General features: G+C 36.6%; 23 protein-coding genes. 17 read left to right on the top strand and 6 right to left on the bottom strand.

Features of this window, described 5'->3' with window-relative positions; genetic code table 11:
- Positions 1-5 precede the first annotated feature (5 nt).
- Together BK581_RS04535 and BK581_RS04530 are read right to left on the bottom strand one after the other, a co-directional pair.
- Positions 6-911: a hypothetical protein gene (locus BK581_RS04535; protein ID WP_078577046.1), complete on the bottom strand. Its 906-nt coding sequence runs from the start codon at positions 909-911 to the stop codon at positions 6-8.
- Between the two features lie 326 nt (positions 912-1,237).
- Positions 1,238-1,630 (bottom strand): YueI family protein, encoded by a 393-nt coding sequence (locus tag BK581_RS04530; RefSeq protein ID WP_078577045.1) that lies wholly within the window; start codon positions 1,628-1,630, stop codon positions 1,238-1,240.
- A gap of 135 nt (positions 1,631-1,765) precedes the next feature.
- Between BK581_RS04530 and BK581_RS04525 the strand changes: the two genes are divergently transcribed.
- From BK581_RS04525 to BK581_RS04495, 7 genes are all read left to right on the top strand, one after another.
- Positions 1,766-2,281 carry a hypothetical protein gene (locus tag BK581_RS04525; RefSeq protein WP_078577044.1) on the top strand — a complete coding sequence of 172 codons (516 nt, stop codon included), beginning with the start codon at positions 1,766-1,768 and terminating at the stop codon, positions 2,279-2,281.
- A gap of 47 nt (positions 2,282-2,328) precedes the next feature.
- Positions 2,329-2,532, top strand: coding sequence for a YqgQ family protein (locus BK581_RS04520; RefSeq protein WP_078577043.1), 204 nt, complete (start codon positions 2,329-2,331; stop codon positions 2,530-2,532).
- Between the two features lie 243 nt (positions 2,533-2,775).
- Positions 2,776-3,753 (top strand): ROK family glucokinase, encoded by a 978-nt coding sequence (locus tag BK581_RS04515; protein ID WP_078577042.1) that lies wholly within the window; start codon positions 2,776-2,778, stop codon positions 3,751-3,753.
- Positions 3,754-4,064: 311 nt separating this feature from the next.
- The gene (locus BK581_RS04510; protein ID WP_407690347.1) at positions 4,065-5,141 is read left to right on the top strand and encodes a YqgU-like beta propeller domain-containing protein; all 1,077 of its coding nucleotides are present in this window, start codon (positions 4,065-4,067) and stop codon (positions 5,139-5,141) included.
- A gap of 397 nt (positions 5,142-5,538) precedes the next feature.
- The gene (locus BK581_RS20550) at positions 5,539-5,667 is read left to right on the top strand and encodes an ABC transporter permease (protein WP_407690346.1); all 129 of its coding nucleotides are present in this window, start codon (positions 5,539-5,541) and stop codon (positions 5,665-5,667) included.
- A gap of 52 nt (positions 5,668-5,719) precedes the next feature.
- On the top strand, positions 5,720-6,289 hold the full coding sequence (locus BK581_RS04500; protein WP_078577040.1) for a hypothetical protein: 570 nt from the start codon (positions 5,720-5,722) through the stop codon (positions 6,287-6,289).
- Positions 6,290-6,499: 210 nt separating this feature from the next.
- On the top strand, positions 6,500-6,817 hold the full coding sequence (locus BK581_RS04495) for an MTH1187 family thiamine-binding protein (protein WP_169837542.1): 318 nt from the start codon (positions 6,500-6,502) through the stop codon (positions 6,815-6,817).
- A gap of 51 nt (positions 6,818-6,868) precedes the next feature.
- On the opposite strand, the gene BK581_RS04490 is transcribed toward BK581_RS04495, so the two are convergent.
- Complete coding sequence (locus tag BK581_RS04490) at positions 6,869-7,054, bottom strand: DUF2759 domain-containing protein (RefSeq protein ID WP_078577039.1); 186 nt, start codon at positions 7,052-7,054, stop codon at positions 6,869-6,871.
- A 213-nt stretch (positions 7,055-7,267) separates the two neighbouring features.
- On the opposite strand from BK581_RS04490, the gene BK581_RS04485 reads away from it, so the two are divergent.
- A complete protein-coding gene (locus tag BK581_RS04485) occupies positions 7,268-7,906 on the top strand; it encodes an MBL fold metallo-hydrolase (protein WP_078577038.1) in 639 nt (212 codons plus the stop codon).
- Between the two features lie 510 nt (positions 7,907-8,416).
- Positions 8,417-9,517 (top strand): class I SAM-dependent methyltransferase, encoded by a 1,101-nt coding sequence (locus tag BK581_RS04480; protein ID WP_078577037.1) that lies wholly within the window; start codon positions 8,417-8,419, stop codon positions 9,515-9,517.
- Positions 9,518-9,610: 93 nt separating this feature from the next.
- Here BK581_RS04480 and BK581_RS04475 read toward each other — a convergent pair whose 3' ends face one another.
- The gene (locus tag BK581_RS04475) at positions 9,611-9,856 is read right to left on the bottom strand and encodes a DUF2626 domain-containing protein (protein WP_078577036.1); all 246 of its coding nucleotides are present in this window, start codon (positions 9,854-9,856) and stop codon (positions 9,611-9,613) included.
- A 131-nt stretch (positions 9,857-9,987) separates the two neighbouring features.
- Entirely contained in the window at positions 9,988-10,695 is a 708-nt protein-coding gene (locus BK581_RS04470; RefSeq protein WP_078577035.1) for a helix-turn-helix transcriptional regulator, read from the bottom strand.
- Positions 10,696-10,907: 212 nt separating this feature from the next.
- Between BK581_RS04470 and BK581_RS04465 the strand changes: the two genes are divergently transcribed.
- From BK581_RS04465 to comGB, 3 genes are all read left to right on the top strand, one after another.
- Positions 10,908-11,351 (top strand): YtxH domain-containing protein, encoded by a 444-nt coding sequence (locus tag BK581_RS04465; RefSeq protein ID WP_078577034.1) that lies wholly within the window; start codon positions 10,908-10,910, stop codon positions 11,349-11,351.
- A 328-nt stretch (positions 11,352-11,679) separates the two neighbouring features.
- Positions 11,680-12,732 (top strand): competence type IV pilus ATPase ComGA, encoded by a 1,053-nt coding sequence (gene comGA / locus BK581_RS04460; protein WP_078577033.1) that lies wholly within the window; start codon positions 11,680-11,682, stop codon positions 12,730-12,732.
- Positions 12,733-12,744: 12 nt separating this feature from the next.
- The gene (gene comGB, locus BK581_RS04455; RefSeq protein ID WP_078577032.1) at positions 12,745-13,767 is read left to right on the top strand and encodes a competence type IV pilus assembly protein ComGB; all 1,023 of its coding nucleotides are present in this window, start codon (positions 12,745-12,747) and stop codon (positions 13,765-13,767) included.
- 131 nt (positions 13,768-13,898) lie between these two features.
- Here comGB and BK581_RS20035 read toward each other — a convergent pair whose 3' ends face one another.
- Positions 13,899-14,054, bottom strand: coding sequence for a hypothetical protein (locus tag BK581_RS20035; protein ID WP_169837540.1), 156 nt, complete (start codon positions 14,052-14,054; stop codon positions 13,899-13,901).
- A gap of 231 nt (positions 14,055-14,285) precedes the next feature.
- Here BK581_RS20035 and comGC point away from each other — a divergent pair, with 231 nt between their 5' ends.
- From comGC to comGG, 5 genes are read left to right on the top strand one after another with little or no spacing between them, the layout of a single operon-like run.
- Complete coding sequence (comGC, locus tag BK581_RS04450; RefSeq protein ID WP_245828887.1) at positions 14,286-14,606, top strand: competence type IV pilus major pilin ComGC; 321 nt, start codon at positions 14,286-14,288, stop codon at positions 14,604-14,606.
- Positions 14,606-15,055, top strand: a complete 450-nt coding sequence (gene comGD / locus BK581_RS04445; protein WP_078577031.1) for a competence type IV pilus minor pilin ComGD — start codon at positions 14,606-14,608, stop codon at positions 15,053-15,055. Before comGC ends, comGD begins: the two co-directional genes overlap by 1 nt.
- On the top strand, positions 15,042-15,380 hold the full coding sequence (locus BK581_RS04440; RefSeq protein ID WP_078577030.1) for a hypothetical protein: 339 nt from the start codon (positions 15,042-15,044) through the stop codon (positions 15,378-15,380). The genes comGD and BK581_RS04440 overlap by 14 nt, the downstream gene beginning before the upstream one ends.
- The gene (locus BK581_RS04435) at positions 15,343-15,840 is read left to right on the top strand and encodes a competence type IV pilus minor pilin ComGF (RefSeq protein ID WP_078577029.1); all 498 of its coding nucleotides are present in this window, start codon (positions 15,343-15,345) and stop codon (positions 15,838-15,840) included. The genes BK581_RS04440 and BK581_RS04435 overlap by 38 nt, the downstream gene beginning before the upstream one ends.
- Positions 15,833-16,207 (top strand): competence type IV pilus minor pilin ComGG, encoded by a 375-nt coding sequence (gene comGG / locus BK581_RS04430; RefSeq protein WP_078577028.1) that lies wholly within the window; start codon positions 15,833-15,835, stop codon positions 16,205-16,207. Before BK581_RS04435 ends, comGG begins: the two co-directional genes overlap by 8 nt.
- Positions 16,208-16,221: the final 14 nt, after the last annotated feature.

The raw sequence follows: 16,221 nt of genomic DNA, 5'->3' as shown, positions 1-16,221 counted from the left end.
ATTTTTTACGAGGGGGCTTCTACTTCATCAATCATTTGCAAAAGTTGCTGGCGTGTCCCATCTTTCATTTCATAAACTAACAAAAGGTGTGTCCCATCTTGATGGATTAACACGTGAGGTAAACTATTACCGATGGGTGAGTAAGTTTCCTCTGTAAACGTATTAATGCCAAGAATATAATAGCGATAAAAGCCTTCCCATAACCTTCCGAGTGTGGCGAAGGTTTCTTTTTCATTAAGACCAGGGAGGGGTGTTTGAGCGTAATCAGGAAGATCTAACAATGAATAAACATCATATTCTTCACGATTAATATGGAACTCTTCCAGTAATCCCTCTAACACATAATCCAGCTGTTGATTAATGATAGTATCAAGTAGCTGTTGGCTCTCCTTTTCTTGAGCACTTAATGGTTCTTTAAAAGAGCTCAAGGGGGCTAAAGGTGAATCACTAACATACAAGTGATCTTTACTCCACGCATGTTTACTTTTATAGATATCTTTTTCGTAATGAAGCTCAGCATGATGGAAAGTTAGAGCATCATAGCGGCCACTATCTTCCCCATCAAATGTTGTTATTTCTTCAATAAATAATTGTTCTTGAAGGGATTGCATTTTAGCCCCTTTAAAAACACCATTTTCAAACACGATAGACATATCCTTTCTTAAAAAAGCAGGCTTATTTGTTTCTGATGCAAAGGCCCATCGCAAAGAATACTCGTCGTCGTCTTTTTTGCTTAATAATTCGAGAGAGGTACGCGCTTCTTTAAAATAAACGTTATCATCCTCAGGAAAAAATATGAAAACTTCATTCATCGCTCTCCACGGAGAAAGGGGAGTGAACGACAGAACGATAGCTGTAAAAAAGGCTAGAAACACGATTTTATAAAAATGTTTATTTATTTTTTTTAGCATAGACATATCCTCCTCTTTAGACAAACCTATCTGTTTTTTCATATGCTAGGAGGATAATGAATATGCCTTTTTAGAGTTGCCAAGTTTGTAGTGCCATGAGTGATATAAGTAACTTTGAATTTTATGTATTATTACAATATGAGGGAAAGTTATATGCCGGGGGGATGGGATATACACATAGGGAGCTAGGGAGAAGAACATTTAAGTTAGGAAGTAACACGAAGACAAAAAACTAAGAAATGTCTAGAGACTATAATTGAACCACAGCCTACAATATCGAGAAAATGCCATTTGAAAAGAGCCGGGAGTCCGGCTCTCAATTATTATTACGACATGTCATCATGATATAAATCGTCTTTAACAAACATGCTATCTTCTCTGTTTACAGGGCTATCCGCTGCGAGAACTATTCCTAATGGAGATTCGCGTCCATCATTCACAATTGTGAAGGGGATATGATGTTTATTAGCAGTCTGAATATAATTACTGTATTCATGGTAACTTAATCCGCCATTAATTAGAAGCTTGGCATTTTTCTGTTGCGTCATCATTGTCTCAGCTTCGGCATAAATTCCTCGGTGTCGGACTTGTGATTTTGTTAATGCTAAATAAACCCTTTCTGCAAAAGAGGATAAAAATAATTTGCGTTCTTCAGGTCTTAATTGAGGTGTTCCATACATTCCTTTTTTTAGAATATCCTCTAATTTCTCGTTAGACATTTCATTCCCATTCCTTTTTAGAAGTAATTAAGCACTATCTTACTAGTATATCAATACAATGTTCCCTTCAGCAATCGAAAATTGTTTGTCCTTAATGAAAGACATTTAACATAGACTATACAGGAGAAGGGGCTGATGACTATGCAGTTTTTAAGTGAGATATTTTTTATCTTTCTCCTATCGTTTACTGTCGGGACTTTGCCAGCAGTGCAAGTGAGGTATCCTTATCCTTTGATAATATTAACACTTAGTATCGTACTGCTTCCTTTAATGACAGGGGCCATTTTAGGGGCAGCTTTATTTACATGGATCCCAATCCTTATTTTGAAAGTAATTTTATTTCTATTACTAATATGGATCACCATTTACCTCTACGGAATTTACCATCCATCTTATGGTTATATGCCTCATCATTCAAAAGGATATATTGCTTTTATAGCTTTATTATTCTTTATATTAGGTGTTGAATTCGCCGCTTCAGGTGGCTTTTCACCATGGGTTATAATGGTCATTTTACCTCTGTGTGCCGGGGTTATGATAGGTGGGTTTATAGTGATGATGCGCCTTTTTGTTTTTTTAAAGTTTGTTTCTTTTATACATTTTGTTCCATTAGCACTTTTTCTATTCGCGGCTATTATAAAACTGCTATAATCAAAATAGAAACTTGAAGTGGTAAAAGAGATAAGGAGCCGAACGGTATGACTTATTTTGAATTAGTAACATTTATTCGTAACTATCAGAGTTATATTTACACTGGAGATAAACTTGCAGATTTAGCTCTTCTCGAAGAAGAAGTGAGTGAGCTCTATCGACTTGGTATAATTGATACAAATTTTTACAAGGAAGCACGTCTTATTCTTTTAGAAGAAAAAAAAACCAAACAAAGAAGGGACGTTAATTAGTGAACAGCTGTTACAAAACATGTTTAAGTTTCGTTGGAATTTGTTGATAAAGTGAGGACAACGAACTAACTCTATTGGTCAATAAGTGTCTCTCCCGCATGACAGTCACCGAAATAAAACACTAGTAAAGCAAGAAAGTGAAAACGTTTTTTTTTTAGAAAAAGTTCAATCTCTCTCATGGTTCAGGCTGTAATTCATGATACAATGAGTGACAGATACTGAAAAAAATGAAGGATGATAAAAATGACAAATAGCGTGTATGCAGGAATTGATATTGGAGGTACGACAGTCAAGTTAGCGTTTATTACAAAAGAAGGAGATATAATTTCCAAATGGGAAATTCCTACAAATAGAACGGAAAAGGGAAGGTATATTACAGCAGATATTGCGCAAACAGTTAAGGAGAAGGCTGTCGAGTTAAAAATAGATTACAAGAGTCTTAAAGCCGCCGGTGTTGGCGCTCCTGGTTATATTGATGTAGAAAATGGGATTATTATTGAAGCGGTTAATTTGGGGTGGAAAGACTATCATATCCAATCTGAACTAGAGACTTTATTAAATATACCTATCGTTGTAGACAATGATGCTAACCTGGCAGCGGCTGGAGAAAAGTGGAAAGGCGCAGGCGCAGGTGCTGAGGATCTTGTGGCTATTACACTTGGTACAGGTGTAGGTGGAGGTATCATTGCCCGTGGGAAAATTATACATGGAAAAAGCGGCTTAGCTGGAGAAATTGGCCATGTGACGTCGGTAAAAGAAGGCGGAGAGCATTGTAACTGTGGTAAAAGAGGTTGTCTTGAAACAGTAGCATCGGCTACTGGTATTGCTCGCCTTGGTATGAAAGCGATTCAAGAAAGCAGAGAGCACGAAGGTTATTTACAAAAACAATTGTTAACAGCAGGGACTCTAACCGCTAAAGATGTGTTTGATGGTGCCAAAAACGAAGACGAAACAGCTCTGCACGTCGTTAAAATTGCAGCAGATCACTTAGGGTTTGCACTTTCAAATCTTGCGAACTCTTTAAATCCTCAAACGATAGTGATTGGTGGCGGCGTGTCCAAAGCAGGTACATTTTTACTCGACTTTGTTAGTGATTCGTTTAAAAAATATGCGATTCCCTTAGTAGCAAGAGAGACAGATATAAATATTGCAACGTTAGGAAATGACGCTGGTGTTATTGGAGCGGTATGGCTAGCAAAAGAGACTTATGGCAGTGAATGAGAGGGAAGGATTGAAGCCTGTCTTCAATCCTTTTTTCGTTAGTGGCTTATCCCACTCTTAAGGTAAACCCCCACACACAAAACTTAATAAGATCGAAAAGTTTAGGTGGTGGATAAACTGCCCCTAAAGGTCCGATAAGTTAAACTAACAATCAGTGGGGGATGAAGTAAAACGCCCACTGATTGAAGTTTATCGTTATATTATCACCGATCTTGTAATAAAGCTGAGCAATGAAACTGTAAAAGCTAACTAGCAATTATTAAAATTTTTTAAAGAGATTTAAATATATAGGGGGAATAGAAGTGAGAATCATGGTGTATTTATGTATGTTGTTCCTCCTAACGGCTTGTGTAGGGGATGTGGATCAGGGACAGAGAAAAGATACTGAGTCAGTTCCTGTACAAGATAGCCTAGCTGTTAAAGCAATAGAAGTGGAAAGTCCTGTTAACCCTGAAGTGGTGGGCTGGTTTGATAGCGATCATATTCTATATAATGTTTCAGAAGGGAACGGTAAGAGTTCGTTATTCCGCCATCACCTTTATAGCGGTGAGTCAACATTTTTTGCTTCTTTTAATGGCATAATAGAAGCAGTCTATCCTAATGAAAATTATTCTCTATTCGCTGTTAAAGTTAGTGAATCTTATGCGGAGAAAACATTATTTATAGTTGATGAACATGGAACAGAGATTTTGTCTAAAAGCATTGAAGGTGTAGATTTTTCATTTTCTTGGAACCCATACGAAGATACGACCGCCGCTTTAGGTATGCTTGATGAGACATTTAATACTCAGTTATATATGATTCATTTAGGCGGTGAGGAATGGAAGACGGTCATGGATTTTCCTTATTATTCTCAATGGGTAGGGAAAGAAAAATTGGCCTATTTAAATTGGCAAGATAATCCTTATGGTTTTAAAGCACCTTTGAATGTGTGGCATGTAGCATCGCCTTTTTCGTCGTTTGACAGTGATCAAAGACTTCATGATGAGGTGATCATGTTTTATGGGTTATCGTCAGATTACTATTTAACAGTTTCTACAGAAGAAGAATCTCGTTTAATATCAAGGTTTCAGCTTCATGATTTGAATACAAAAGAACCTTTAGAAGAGTGGGAGTCTCCCTCGTTTATGACCGAATCTGGAGACTGGTGGGTTCCAGAACTGAGTTATCAAAATAATGTCCTCTATTATTATGAGCCAATTAGCGATAACTCACGTTTTTCGCTAGTGATGCTAGAGATCAAGTCTATGGAGAAACAGGAATTAGATACCTTTTCTGAATCATCATCCATCGAAATCTCGCCTGACGGACAGTTCATATTAACAGGAGAGAAATTAGACATACTTCTTAATGTAGAAACAGATGAATCCGACTTTTTAATACCGTAAATCATGTTTAAGGATGGCCAAATAGTGCCGATTATTTAAGCCGAAAAAGTTGATTCCTCACGGTTAAAATATTTGAAGGAGATATTTTAACCGTGATAGGCTCTTAAGCTGTTAAACCGATATGTTGGTCACCGTGATATAAAACGAACCTTCAATCAGTGGGTGACCATCGTCTTCCATTGATTGTTTGTTGCGTGAATCAGAACATTAGCGTCCGTTATCTGGCCTAAATAGATCTGCCTCTGCTCTCTATTTAGAGCAGGGCGTTTGACGAACGGTGATCTGTATAAAACAATCGAAGAGCAAGGGCTTATCCCTGTCATAAAAAAATTGTTAAAGCTGTAATGATCCCCAATGTAGATGGTCTGAAAACATTGGGGTAATTCAGTTGCCAGAAATGATGACCGGTCTTATACTTGGGGGAGTGGCCTCTATTGAAGCTATAAGGTGTCAAATCGTCATTTGGCTCAGTATTTTTTCTGTAGTACCATGTTACCGCTGTTTTCTTTTACCATTTTTTCTTTAATGAAAATCAATAATTAATTTTGTTTGATAAAAACTAAAGGGGTTTTAGCAAAATGGGAAATAAAGTCGTTTTATTACTTCCAATTGGTGTGATGCTTGGGCTATTTATATTTGGCTATGCTAGTTTAAGCGGGACAGAAGAGGTGACAAACGAAGAGTTACAGGAAACAATCATTTTACAGACTGAACAATTAGACGACTCTCATGTAAATATTAAATGGCAGTGGGGAGACTTTCCTAAGGATGGGCTAGCAGGTATGGATTACATAGAATTACTTATCATAGATGCTTCAGGTAATGAAAAAGCTTCAGCTGTTTCTGGTGGAATGTTGCAATTAACACAAGGGGACGATACTTTGTACCATAGTGATGAGGTGAAAAAAACATCCAATGGCGCTGTCATGAGTTTGCCTAATGACATGAGTGATGAAGCTATATTAGGACCTAGCGGTGAAGCAACGTTTCGCTTAGCAGAACCATTAGAAGAAGAAGATACAGTTGCCATTAACTATTATCATACATGGGTGGAGCATCGATTGCCCCTCTCTCAAGAAGTAACACTTAATGAAGTACTCGAAAAACAAATTAGCCAATACTATTGGGTTTCCCAGGTAAGTAACTAACTAACAAGCAAGGTGCAACGAATGGTCTTCATTTAGGGAAATCCTGAGTGACTATGTATTCCTATAGTAAATGATCTAAAAATTAAAACATACATGAGGGTAGTGCTCATGAATTATATGCAGATAACAAAAGGCCCTATCGTTTGAGAAAAAGGCGTTTAGAAAGTTTTAAAAGAAACGTGTCTTCGTTTAAAAAAAGGAGGGAGTAAATTGGCAATAGCTGATGTAACCATTATGCCTTTAGGAGCTGGGACAACAAGTGTGTCTGATGTAGTGGCTGAAGTACATCGCCTTTTAAAGAGCTCAAAGTTGACAATTAACTATCAATTAACACCGATGAGTACAATTCTAGAAGGAGAAGTTGATGATTTATATGAGATTCTTAAGCAGATTCAAGAGGTGCCTTTTAACTTAGGCCACAAACGTGTCGCAATGAATATTCGCATAGATGATCGAAGAGATAAAGTGTCATCAATGAAAAGTAAGGTAGCAGTGGTAAATAAAAAATTAATAGATGGAACGGATTAATTCGTAAATAAAAGAGCTGTCTATAAACAGACAGCTCTTTTACATGCAATGTTACCCGACAGTTCCCCCACCGCCGTATAAAAAGAAGGCTATTAATGTACGGATTGAAAACCATCCAAACACAGCCACTGAAATTGCGGCAAAACCTACAGCAAAGAAATTTTTACGCTTTAATTCCTTGTAGCCCCCAATAATAGCAAAAATAGTGATCAGGAGCGTAATGATTCCCATTATCATGTTACTTCCTCCTTTATATATACACTAGCTTATGTAGACATGGCAAAAACATGTAAACCCTATCGTACGTAAGATTCAGTTCATCCCTTATTTTACTGGCTTTTATTATTTTTGTCGAGTGTCTCATTAAAATTTTATAGTCTTCTTTTAGTTTGCTTTGAAAACAGTCTTCTCACCGTAGTACAATAATTATAGTGAAGGAGGGAATAACGTATGAAATGGGAAAAAATATCACTAGGTCCACTGCAGACCAATGGCTTTGTTTTGTACAAAGATGGAGAAGGGTTAATGATTGATCCAGGAGGAAGTGAAGAGAAGTTGTTTCAACTACTGGATGACAAGAAGGTCACGGTTAAAGCTATTCTATTGACCCATGCTCATTTTGATCATATCGGTGGTGTCGAGGCTGTGAGGACGAAGTACCAATGTCCTGTGTATGTACATAAAGATGAAGCGGAGTGGCTTACGGATCCAACGTTAAACGGTTCTGCCTTATTTTTAAGAGAAGAGGCCATAACGAGCGAGAAAGCAGATCATGTTTTTTCTAAAGAAGGTTCTTATACCATATCAGGCTTTCAATTTGAATTATTAGAAACACCAGGTCATTCACCAGGTAGTGTGTCTTATTATTTTGCTGAGGAGAAAATTGTGTTCTCGGGAGATGTTTTATTTCATGGAGGTGTAGGTAGGACAGATTTACCTGGGGGAGATCATGATACCTTAATGACTACATTACACGAAAAGATGCTTCAGTTGCCGGATGAGACAATTGTTGCAAATGGACATGGTCCAGAGACACTAATTGGAAAAGAAAAAGAACACAATCCCTTTATAAATGGATTTGGTTGGTAAATAGAGCCGAGTTAGCTATTAGGGAGAACAATAGAGGAGATACTAATCATTGTTGTTATTATGTCCACTACAGATAGTAGTGTTTAGTGTCAGGGGTGATTGTCTCCTAAAGTGTATGATAAAAGGATTCTATGAATGGAAGTAATACTGTAGAATCCTTTTTTATGTCTTTTCGATAACGCTTACATGAGATGGTAGGGGAAATAGTCCTCTAAAGCTCATAAGCAACGTAGTGAGAGAAACACTGGGGTTATTTAAATTTTAACTATGGATTAATTAAAATAGGTCTTTGATCTTAAACCTATGCTAGGAGATGAGTAGTTATCAATGTTAAAAAAATGACCTTTCATGGGGAACATGAAAGGTCGTTTGGGGAGTTAATCAAGTATCAATGAACTTTTTGAGGGGGGAGGGGGAACTCCCGAAGATCATTGTTCTACTGACAATTTCATTATAATTCGACATTAACACTGTGTCAATAGTGTTAAAATACATTTTAGGAGAGTATGCATGAGAAATCTTATTAATAGGTTATTAGAATGTCATGATCCGCCGTGGGATTTTGCAGAGTACATGGAGGTCGCTTTATATGATCCTGCTGTTGGTTATTATATGCAGCCCGAAGTAAAACTAGGCTATAAAGGTGACTTCTACACTAGTAACCATGTTCATCCTGTTTTTGCAGAGACATTGGCCCTTTATTTTATGACTGTTATTAAGACACAGCGCTTGTCGCCTTTTATTTGTGAGTGGGGGGCAGGAGATGGCCAGTTCGCAAATCATGCTTTATCTTACTTGAAAAATCAATTCCCTGATTTTTATAACAAGCTAACTTATATTATTTTAGAAACGAGTCCGTATCATCGAAAAGTCATTGAAGAAAAACTTCAGGCTCACAAAAAGGCAATTAGTCTTTATTCGTCATTTGCCGAAATAACTAAATCGATAACATCTTTCGAAGGAATTGTATTTTCAAATGAATTAATTGATGCCTTTCCTGTTCATCGAGTTAAAATGGCTGATAGTGGACTTCAGGAAATAAAAGTAGCCTTACAAGATAACCAATTAGTAGAGATAACTGTCCCATGTGAAAATACGGATATCATTAACTGGCTTGACACCTATGGGCCTAAACTGCCTGAAGGGTATTCCACTGAGGTGAATTTAGCTTTGAAGGAGTGGATGAATCAGATAAGAAGCTGGCTAAACAAAGGGCTATTAGTAACTATTGATTATGGATATAAAAACGATGAACTAGTACAGCCTCACCGTAAAGACGGATCAATCAGAGGCTATAAAAACCATCATTTAGTGACGAACCCATTGATAAAGCCAGGAGAAATGGATTTAACAGCTCACGTGGCATGGGATGCTTTTAATCAGTTAGCGGAAGAACAGGGATTCATTACTAGTTATCATGGTTCTCAGGAGCAATTTTTAATAAAGAGTGGTATTTTAACATTTTTAGACGCCGAAGCTCATTTGAACCCTTTCTCAGAGGCATTTAAAAAAAATCAAGCAATCCAATCACTTCTCCATCCGTCGGGTATGAGCGCTTTTTTTCAAGTGAACATTCAAAATCTATCTTTAAAAAATTTGAATAATGATTAGATAACATGATGCAAGAGCTTGAATTGTTTTAATCTTCATATAAAAAGGAGTTGTCTCATAAGTGAGTCACTTATGGGACAACTCCTTTTCTGTTTAATGGCCCCCTATTTCTGGAACCATAATAAATGTTGTGTAGTAAGTAAAACCGACAAAAAATAACGTTAAGTATGCTCCAAAGATGTAAATATATACACGTTCGGAAAGCTTTAAGTAGCTTAATGCAATAAACATTCCGGTTTGAGCGAAGAAAAGAATGGCAGCTGCATGCATTTCCCCAACCATAAACAGCACGGCCATAATTCCCGTCCAGAAACCGCAAACGCGAAACATACGATCCACGTTACCCCTCCTTTATATGTATCATACCCAAAACACATGAACGTAGTTAATACACTTTATTATAAATCGAATAGCAAGCTTTGTAAACTGTCCATCCTAAATAAAGTGAAGCACTTGCCAAAAGACAAGTGCTAGCTATCTACGACTACAGTAGTATAAGTGCATGCCATCTCATTACGTTGGAACATGTTTCCTTCTTCTTTCAACTTTATATCTCCAAAGAAAAAGCGGAATATGCCGTTAATAAACGCGTGATGCATTTGACAGACACCTAAACTTGTTGGTGCTAGTTCTTTAAAAGTACAATTGAAAATTCTGAAAACAATTTCATGTTTTTCGTTATCATAATTCATTTCCGGATTTAATCCTTGATTTAGCGCAATCTTCTCGATAAATTTTACTTTTTCTGCGGGAACCATATGCTCAGGATCTCCCCCAAATGATGAAACGAATTCTCTGGCAGATTCGTAACCAAACTTTTCACCAGTCGCAATGAGGGCTTTTTTACCTTCTTCTCCAAATGAGGCAAGGGATTCAATAGCAATTTCCGATAGACGTTGGAAATCTCGATAAGGAAATTGAAGGCTGATCACTTCATTCGATAAGCTATAAAATCGACTAGGACGCCCACCTTTACCCGTTTTTTTTGTTTCTGATACTAACATTGCCACATCTTCAAGTTTAGATAAATGTAATCTGGCTACATTAGTATGAATTTTAAATGTATCCGCAATTTCTTGAACAGTAATATCGCGGTGTTGACGACTAATATATTGATAAATGGAAAAACGTGTAGGATCCGACAACACGCCGGTAATCTTTAATGTTTGTTGTTCCATACCTTTTCACTCCCTGCAATAAGCTAAGTTAATTATATTACAGGGAAATAGATAAATAAATGCATTATTAAGCTAAATATGTGACTAAACTAGTAAAATATATTAAGGGATCTTTAAAGGAAAGAAATTTATGTTTTATTCTAACTAAAAGGAGGAATAAGAATAACAATGTCGAAAAAATTACATAGACAAACTAAGGAGGATGTTATTATATGAGTAAAATGGATACTAAAGATTTTCTTATAGGTGCAGTGATTGGTTCGATTGTTGGCGCATCAGCTGCCATGTTATTTGCTCCAAAGTCAGGTCGGGAACTGCGCACAGATATTAATCAAAAGGCTCATCAAGCTAAAGATAAAACAGTTGAATTGACTCATGCAGCTAAAGAAAAAGGAAGTGAATACAGTCAGCTTGCAAAAGAAAAATCTGATGAATGGTCTCAAGTCGCTAAAGAACAGTGGAATAAAGTAGCTGACCGTACTGTCGGTATTTCAAATAAAGCGACCCAAATGGGGGAGGACCTGGCCTCAGACGTGAAGGATCTCATGGAAAATGAGAAGGCAGAAGGTAAAAAATTAGCTAAACAGGTTGTTAAAGAAATTGAAGAAACAAAAGAAAAATTAAAAGATGATGTAGAAGAATTTAAAAATCAATAAAACTTATAAACCGGCCAGTGGTCGGTTTTAGTCTGTTGAGAAAGTCATTTCTTTCAACAGGTTGGCACATTCAAACAGGGTAAAATCTGTTTGTGTTAGATGAGAAAAGAATTTTCGTTTTTACCGCTAAGCAGGTCGATTAATTATTATTTTTCCCTCCATAAATAAAAACAGTTAAACATTCACGATAATCAATCCTTTTTTAGGCTTTTTTAGAACAAATCCTAAAAAAGGATTATTTTTCAGGGAATTTTTTTAAAAAAAGAAGGAATTTGAAAACAAGTGGCGAATATATGTTCTAGAAGACATAAGGAGGTGATGTATATCGATGGATGTTATTAATAAAATTCACTCAGTCGTAAGCGATGCCCTGCATCTAGGAGCTTCAGATATTCACTTTATTCCTCAAGAGGAACATGCCGTCATTCGTATGCGTGTCGACGGTAAGATTAAACTTCGCCAAACACTGCCCAATAATATGATGAGAAAGCTTATTTCACATTTAAAGTTTGTTTCCGGAATGGATATTGGAGAACGTCGAAGACCACAAAACCGGGGGATTAATATGCGAGTAGGCGAGCGTACTATTCGCATGAGATTATCCGCTTTCCCCTCCCAGCCCTCTGAAACCCTCGTTATGAGGCTTTTTCTTCAGAAACACGAATTCTCACTAAAGCGATTAGCTTTATTCCCTTCTCAAGCAAAACTCCTTAAAGATCTTATTTCAGCCACGTCAGGTCTTATCATTATTTCTGGCCCTACTGGGGTAGGAAAAACAACGACACTTTATTCGTTACTAAAAGAAAGACAAAATGAAACAAATGAGAATGTCATTACATTAGAAGATCCCATTGAACAACCTGAGACACATTTTTTACAAATGGAAGTCAATGAGAAGGCAGGGGTTACTTATGCGGCGGGGTTAAAGAATTTGCTTAGGCATGATCCTGATATTATTATGCTAGGAGAAGTCCGTGATCATGAGACAGCCAAAATGGCAGTTAGAGCCGCTTTAACTGGCCATTTAGTTGTGACGACTGTACATAGCAGCTCTGCCACAGGCGTGATAAAACGATTAATAGATTTGAATATACCTCAAGGGGATTTAGAAGAGGTCCTTCATGCTGTTGTGGCCCAACGACTCGTACAACTGGTATGTCCATTTTGCCCCCGTGGATGTTCACTCTATTGTGGGCAATATCGTGACAGAAGAAGAGCCGCTCTTTTTGAGATTTTATATGGAGAAGCATTGCGAAGCTCTTTAACTAAAACTAGTTCTAGTAATAATACCGAGGATGTGCGTGTTCCCTCTATGGCTCGCAATTTTAACATGGCAGTAGCTTTGGGATATGTTTATCAAACAGAACACCGCTCAATATAGAAGGGAGGAATTATGTCTCACTTATTTAAAAACGATCGCACCCGTAGTGATTTTCTTTATCAACTGTCATCATTACTTAATGAAGGCTACACGTTGTCTGAAGCAATAAACATGCAGATACAATTCAATAATAGTAAAAGAAAGAAGTGGCTAGAAAGCGTTTATTTTCACCTTCTTCATGGTGATGCGTTGACAGACCAATTTGTAGAAGTGGGATTTCCAAAAGAAATTTTAAGTTACTTAACGTTTATGGAAAGGTATGGGGATATTCGCGTTGGGTTACACCGTGCATCAGACATTCTTAAAAAAAGATATGAGTTTAAAGAAAAACTTAGAAAAGTAGTTCATTATCCATGTTTCTTATTAATTGGGCTTATGATAATGGGTGTTGTTATGGTGGAAGGTGTCCTACCTCAATTTGCTCTATCGTTTCAATCCATGAATCAAGAACTGCCTTTCCTTACTCGTATAATCCTCGTGATGAGTCAGTGGTTGGGTTTACCATTTTTTGTTGCGTGTGCAATGATACTTTTAATCGTCATCATGTGGTTTAGAAGGAAACCAGTTATAGATCAAGTTGGCCTTGCTCTCTCTCTTCCTCTTGTGAAACATTACCTCAGACAGCTTCTTACTTATTACTTCACGTCTCAATTTTATCCTCTTCTCAAAAATGGTTTTTCGCTTAAAGAAACATTAAACATTATAGAGAAAGGTGCCTATTTAACTTTTTTTCAACAAGAAGCCCATCGTCTTAGGTTAGGGTTAGAAGCAGGGCATGATTTAGCTGATCTCGTAAGCGAAGTTCCCTTTTATTTGCCTCAATTGTACACGGTTATTTCAATGGGGGAGTCTAAGGGGGACATTGGGAGAGAATTTGAAAGATTTTCTGAATTCTTATTTCATCAGATGTACGAGAATACCTACAAAGTACTTCAAGTATTTCAACCAGCGATTTTGTGCATAATCGGGATTGGTATTACAATTTTATTTCTATCTATGATGCTACCAGTATTGTCTATTATGGATGCTTGGTAAAGGGGGAAGAAGAGGCTTAAAAGACCTTTGTATAGAGATGAAGGAGGAGGTGATGACCTTTATTTTTGCCTATTTAATACTGTTTAATAGATGTTTGTGGTTAAAAAGAGAATTTGATGTCGCTTGTATCATTAAAATTTCTTTTGTTTTGTCTTTTGCTTAAGATTTTGCTTTTCGTCTATCCATTTAACTAGATCAAGCTCTTTTTTATTTAATAATCTTCCTAACGCAAGAGCGATTTTTTTATGGCGAACTTTCGTTGTGTAATGGGCAGTAGATGAAGTCACTACAAAATAACCTCCTTAGTAAGGACAAACCTTATATAAAAAATATATGTTTATAACAATTATATATGACTTCGGCAAGAAAGAACAGAAGATATTGTCGATGAATTTAGAACAATGACGAATTATGGATTTAGTTAAATAACGTCAAAAATAAGTTTGATGAGAAGATCTTCTATATTTTAAGAGATTATTGAGGGACATATGACGATGACTAAAAATTGGAGGTGTAGTTTGAAGAATGTTAAAAGCGTCTTAAAATCCAAAGGGGGTTTTACACTCATAGAAATGATGATTGTCTTAGTCATTATTTCAGTATTACTCCTTATTGTAGTACCGAATTTATCTAAAAATCAAACCGTCGCGTCTGATAAAGGGTGTGAAGCGACGATTGAGCTTATAAAAACACAAGTGGTGGCTTATCAAGTCGAGAATCAAAAGATGCCTAAGTCAATAGACGAGTTGAAAAATGGTTATGTAGAAAGAACAACGTGTCCTGATGGTACAGAATTAACGTTGGTAGGCGATCAGGTAAAGAAAGTTAGCTCACCGTAATGGAAGATCATTCATTAATAAAAGCTAACGGTTTTTCAATGATAGAGCTTCTCATTGTGCTTGGTGTATTATCGGTGGTATTAACAATTGCTATTCCATCAATTCAAAGTACAAAGCAGAATCTTCTCCTAATGAATTACTTAACTAGGTTGGAACACGATTTATATTATTATCAATTATATGCAGTCACAACCAGACAAAGAGTCACTGTGCAATTTGAGGCAGAAGAACCTGTTTATACAGTAATAGTTGGAGATAAGGTGGTTGAAGAACGTTCCGGGCCTGCAGAGCTTCAATTTATTGAAGGGTCTCTTAAGTTAGATGGATTAGTATTTCTTGAAAAAGGGGGGATACAAAGAGCTGGACGGATTACCATCAAATATGGGAAAACATCGTATAGCCTTGTTTTTCAGTTTGCAAGGGGGCGATTTTATTTTGAAAGAATGTGAGAATGGCTATTTTTTGTTTGAATCAGTAGTAGGTTTATGTATTTTAGCTCTTGTGGTATCTATCTTTTTTCCTATTATTCTACAAATTCAACTAGAAAGAGTGACAATCAAAGAGCAACAAGAAGCAAGAGCGCTATTAACCGAAGAAATGCTTGTATATTCAGATAGCTATCAATCTACGCCATTACCGAATGTTGTAGAAGGAAATTATCAAACTTACACAATTCAGACAGTAAAAGATAATAAAATATGGTTTGTATGTCTCAATTGGGAAGGAAAAAACAGCCGTGCTCAATCAGTCTGTCATTCTTACTATAAAAAATGAAAAAGGATTTTCTTTAATTGAGGCGATGATTGGTTTATTTATTTTCGTTGTTGTCGTTACACTTTATTCGACGATAGCTTACTATTGGATGTTTGCGACACATGAAGTCAATACTTTTTCATATGAGGAATATGTCCTTTTTGTAAATCACCTACAAGCGGAATTTAGAGAAAGTGATACGTATTGGGTAGATGAGAATGAAGAGAGATTGTTTATTATTAGACCTCTCGACAATCAAATTGTGCACTATGAAAAATATAAAAATACAGTGAGACGTCAAGTTAGAGGTATGGGCCACGAAGTTTTTTTACAGCGAGTGACAGACTTTCGAGTAGTTGAAACAGCTTACGGAATCAAGGTAGAAGTAGCGCACAATAATATAACTTGGCAAAAAAACTTAATCCACCCTGCTACCGAGCTCACCTCTAGTGACCTTATTAAGGAGGGGGAAGATGAATGAAAAAGGCTTTATACTCATGCTTATGCTCATTATATTAATGTGCCTATCACTAGCGACGGTGACATTGTTAAACCTTTATGAACATGAAAAGGTATTTGCTAATTTAGAGCAAGAATGGGCTACCTTAGATCAACTACTCGTAACTGCGACAGCAGAAATTGTGGAAATGATCGAACAGCAAGAAAAATATACGTTAGTGTCAAAAAGCACTTTAGTGTATAAAGAAGGAATGGTAACTTTTGAAATTGAGCAAGAAGAGAGTCATTATAACGTGTTTTTAACAAGTGAAACTCGTTCCTCATATGAAAAAAAAGTGAGTTTTATTTTTAACATACGAACAGGGAGAATAGAAAGTTGGCAAGAATAACTAATCTTAGTTTT

Source organism: Salipaludibacillus agaradhaerens, from assembly GCF_002019735.1.
Lineage (GTDB): Bacteria > Bacillota > Bacilli > Bacillales > Salisediminibacteriaceae > Salipaludibacillus > Salipaludibacillus agaradhaerens.
Note: the sequence above shows the minus strand (reverse complement) of the source record. Positions and strands in the feature narration are given on the sequence as shown.

Coding starts and splice junctions, on each gene's coding strand:
- BK581_RS04535 (WP_078577046.1), bottom strand. CDS start 911: ATGCTAAAAAAAATAAATAAACATTTTTATAAAATCGTGTTTCTAGCC.
- BK581_RS04530 (WP_078577045.1), bottom strand. CDS start 1,630: ATGTCTAACGAGAAATTAGAGGATATTCTAAAAAAAGGAATGTATGGA.
- BK581_RS04525 (WP_078577044.1), top strand. CDS start 1,766: ATGACTATGCAGTTTTTAAGTGAGATATTTTTTATCTTTCTCCTATCG.
- BK581_RS04520 (WP_078577043.1), top strand. CDS start 2,329: ATGACTTATTTTGAATTAGTAACATTTATTCGTAACTATCAGAGTTAT.
- BK581_RS04515 (WP_078577042.1), top strand. CDS start 2,776: ATGACAAATAGCGTGTATGCAGGAATTGATATTGGAGGTACGACAGTC.
- BK581_RS04510 (WP_407690347.1), top strand. CDS start 4,065: ATGGTGTATTTATGTATGTTGTTCCTCCTAACGGCTTGTGTAGGGGAT.
- BK581_RS20550 (WP_407690346.1), top strand. CDS start 5,539: ATGATGACCGGTCTTATACTTGGGGGAGTGGCCTCTATTGAAGCTATA.
- BK581_RS04500 (WP_078577040.1), top strand. CDS start 5,720: ATGGGAAATAAAGTCGTTTTATTACTTCCAATTGGTGTGATGCTTGGG.
- BK581_RS04490 (WP_078577039.1), bottom strand. CDS start 7,054: ATGATAATGGGAATCATTACGCTCCTGATCACTATTTTTGCTATTATT.
- BK581_RS04485 (WP_078577038.1), top strand. CDS start 7,268: ATGAAATGGGAAAAAATATCACTAGGTCCACTGCAGACCAATGGCTTT.
- BK581_RS04480 (WP_078577037.1), top strand. CDS start 8,417: ATGAGAAATCTTATTAATAGGTTATTAGAATGTCATGATCCGCCGTGG.
- BK581_RS04470 (WP_078577035.1), bottom strand. CDS start 10,695: ATGGAACAACAAACATTAAAGATTACCGGCGTGTTGTCGGATCCTACA.
- BK581_RS04465 (WP_078577034.1), top strand. CDS start 10,908: ATGAGTAAAATGGATACTAAAGATTTTCTTATAGGTGCAGTGATTGGT.
- comGA (WP_078577033.1), top strand. CDS start 11,680: ATGGATGTTATTAATAAAATTCACTCAGTCGTAAGCGATGCCCTGCAT.
- comGB (WP_078577032.1), top strand. CDS start 12,745: ATGTCTCACTTATTTAAAAACGATCGCACCCGTAGTGATTTTCTTTAT.
- comGD (WP_078577031.1), top strand. CDS start 14,606: ATGGAAGATCATTCATTAATAAAAGCTAACGGTTTTTCAATGATAGAG.
- comGG (WP_078577028.1), top strand. CDS start 15,833: ATGAATGAAAAAGGCTTTATACTCATGCTTATGCTCATTATATTAATG.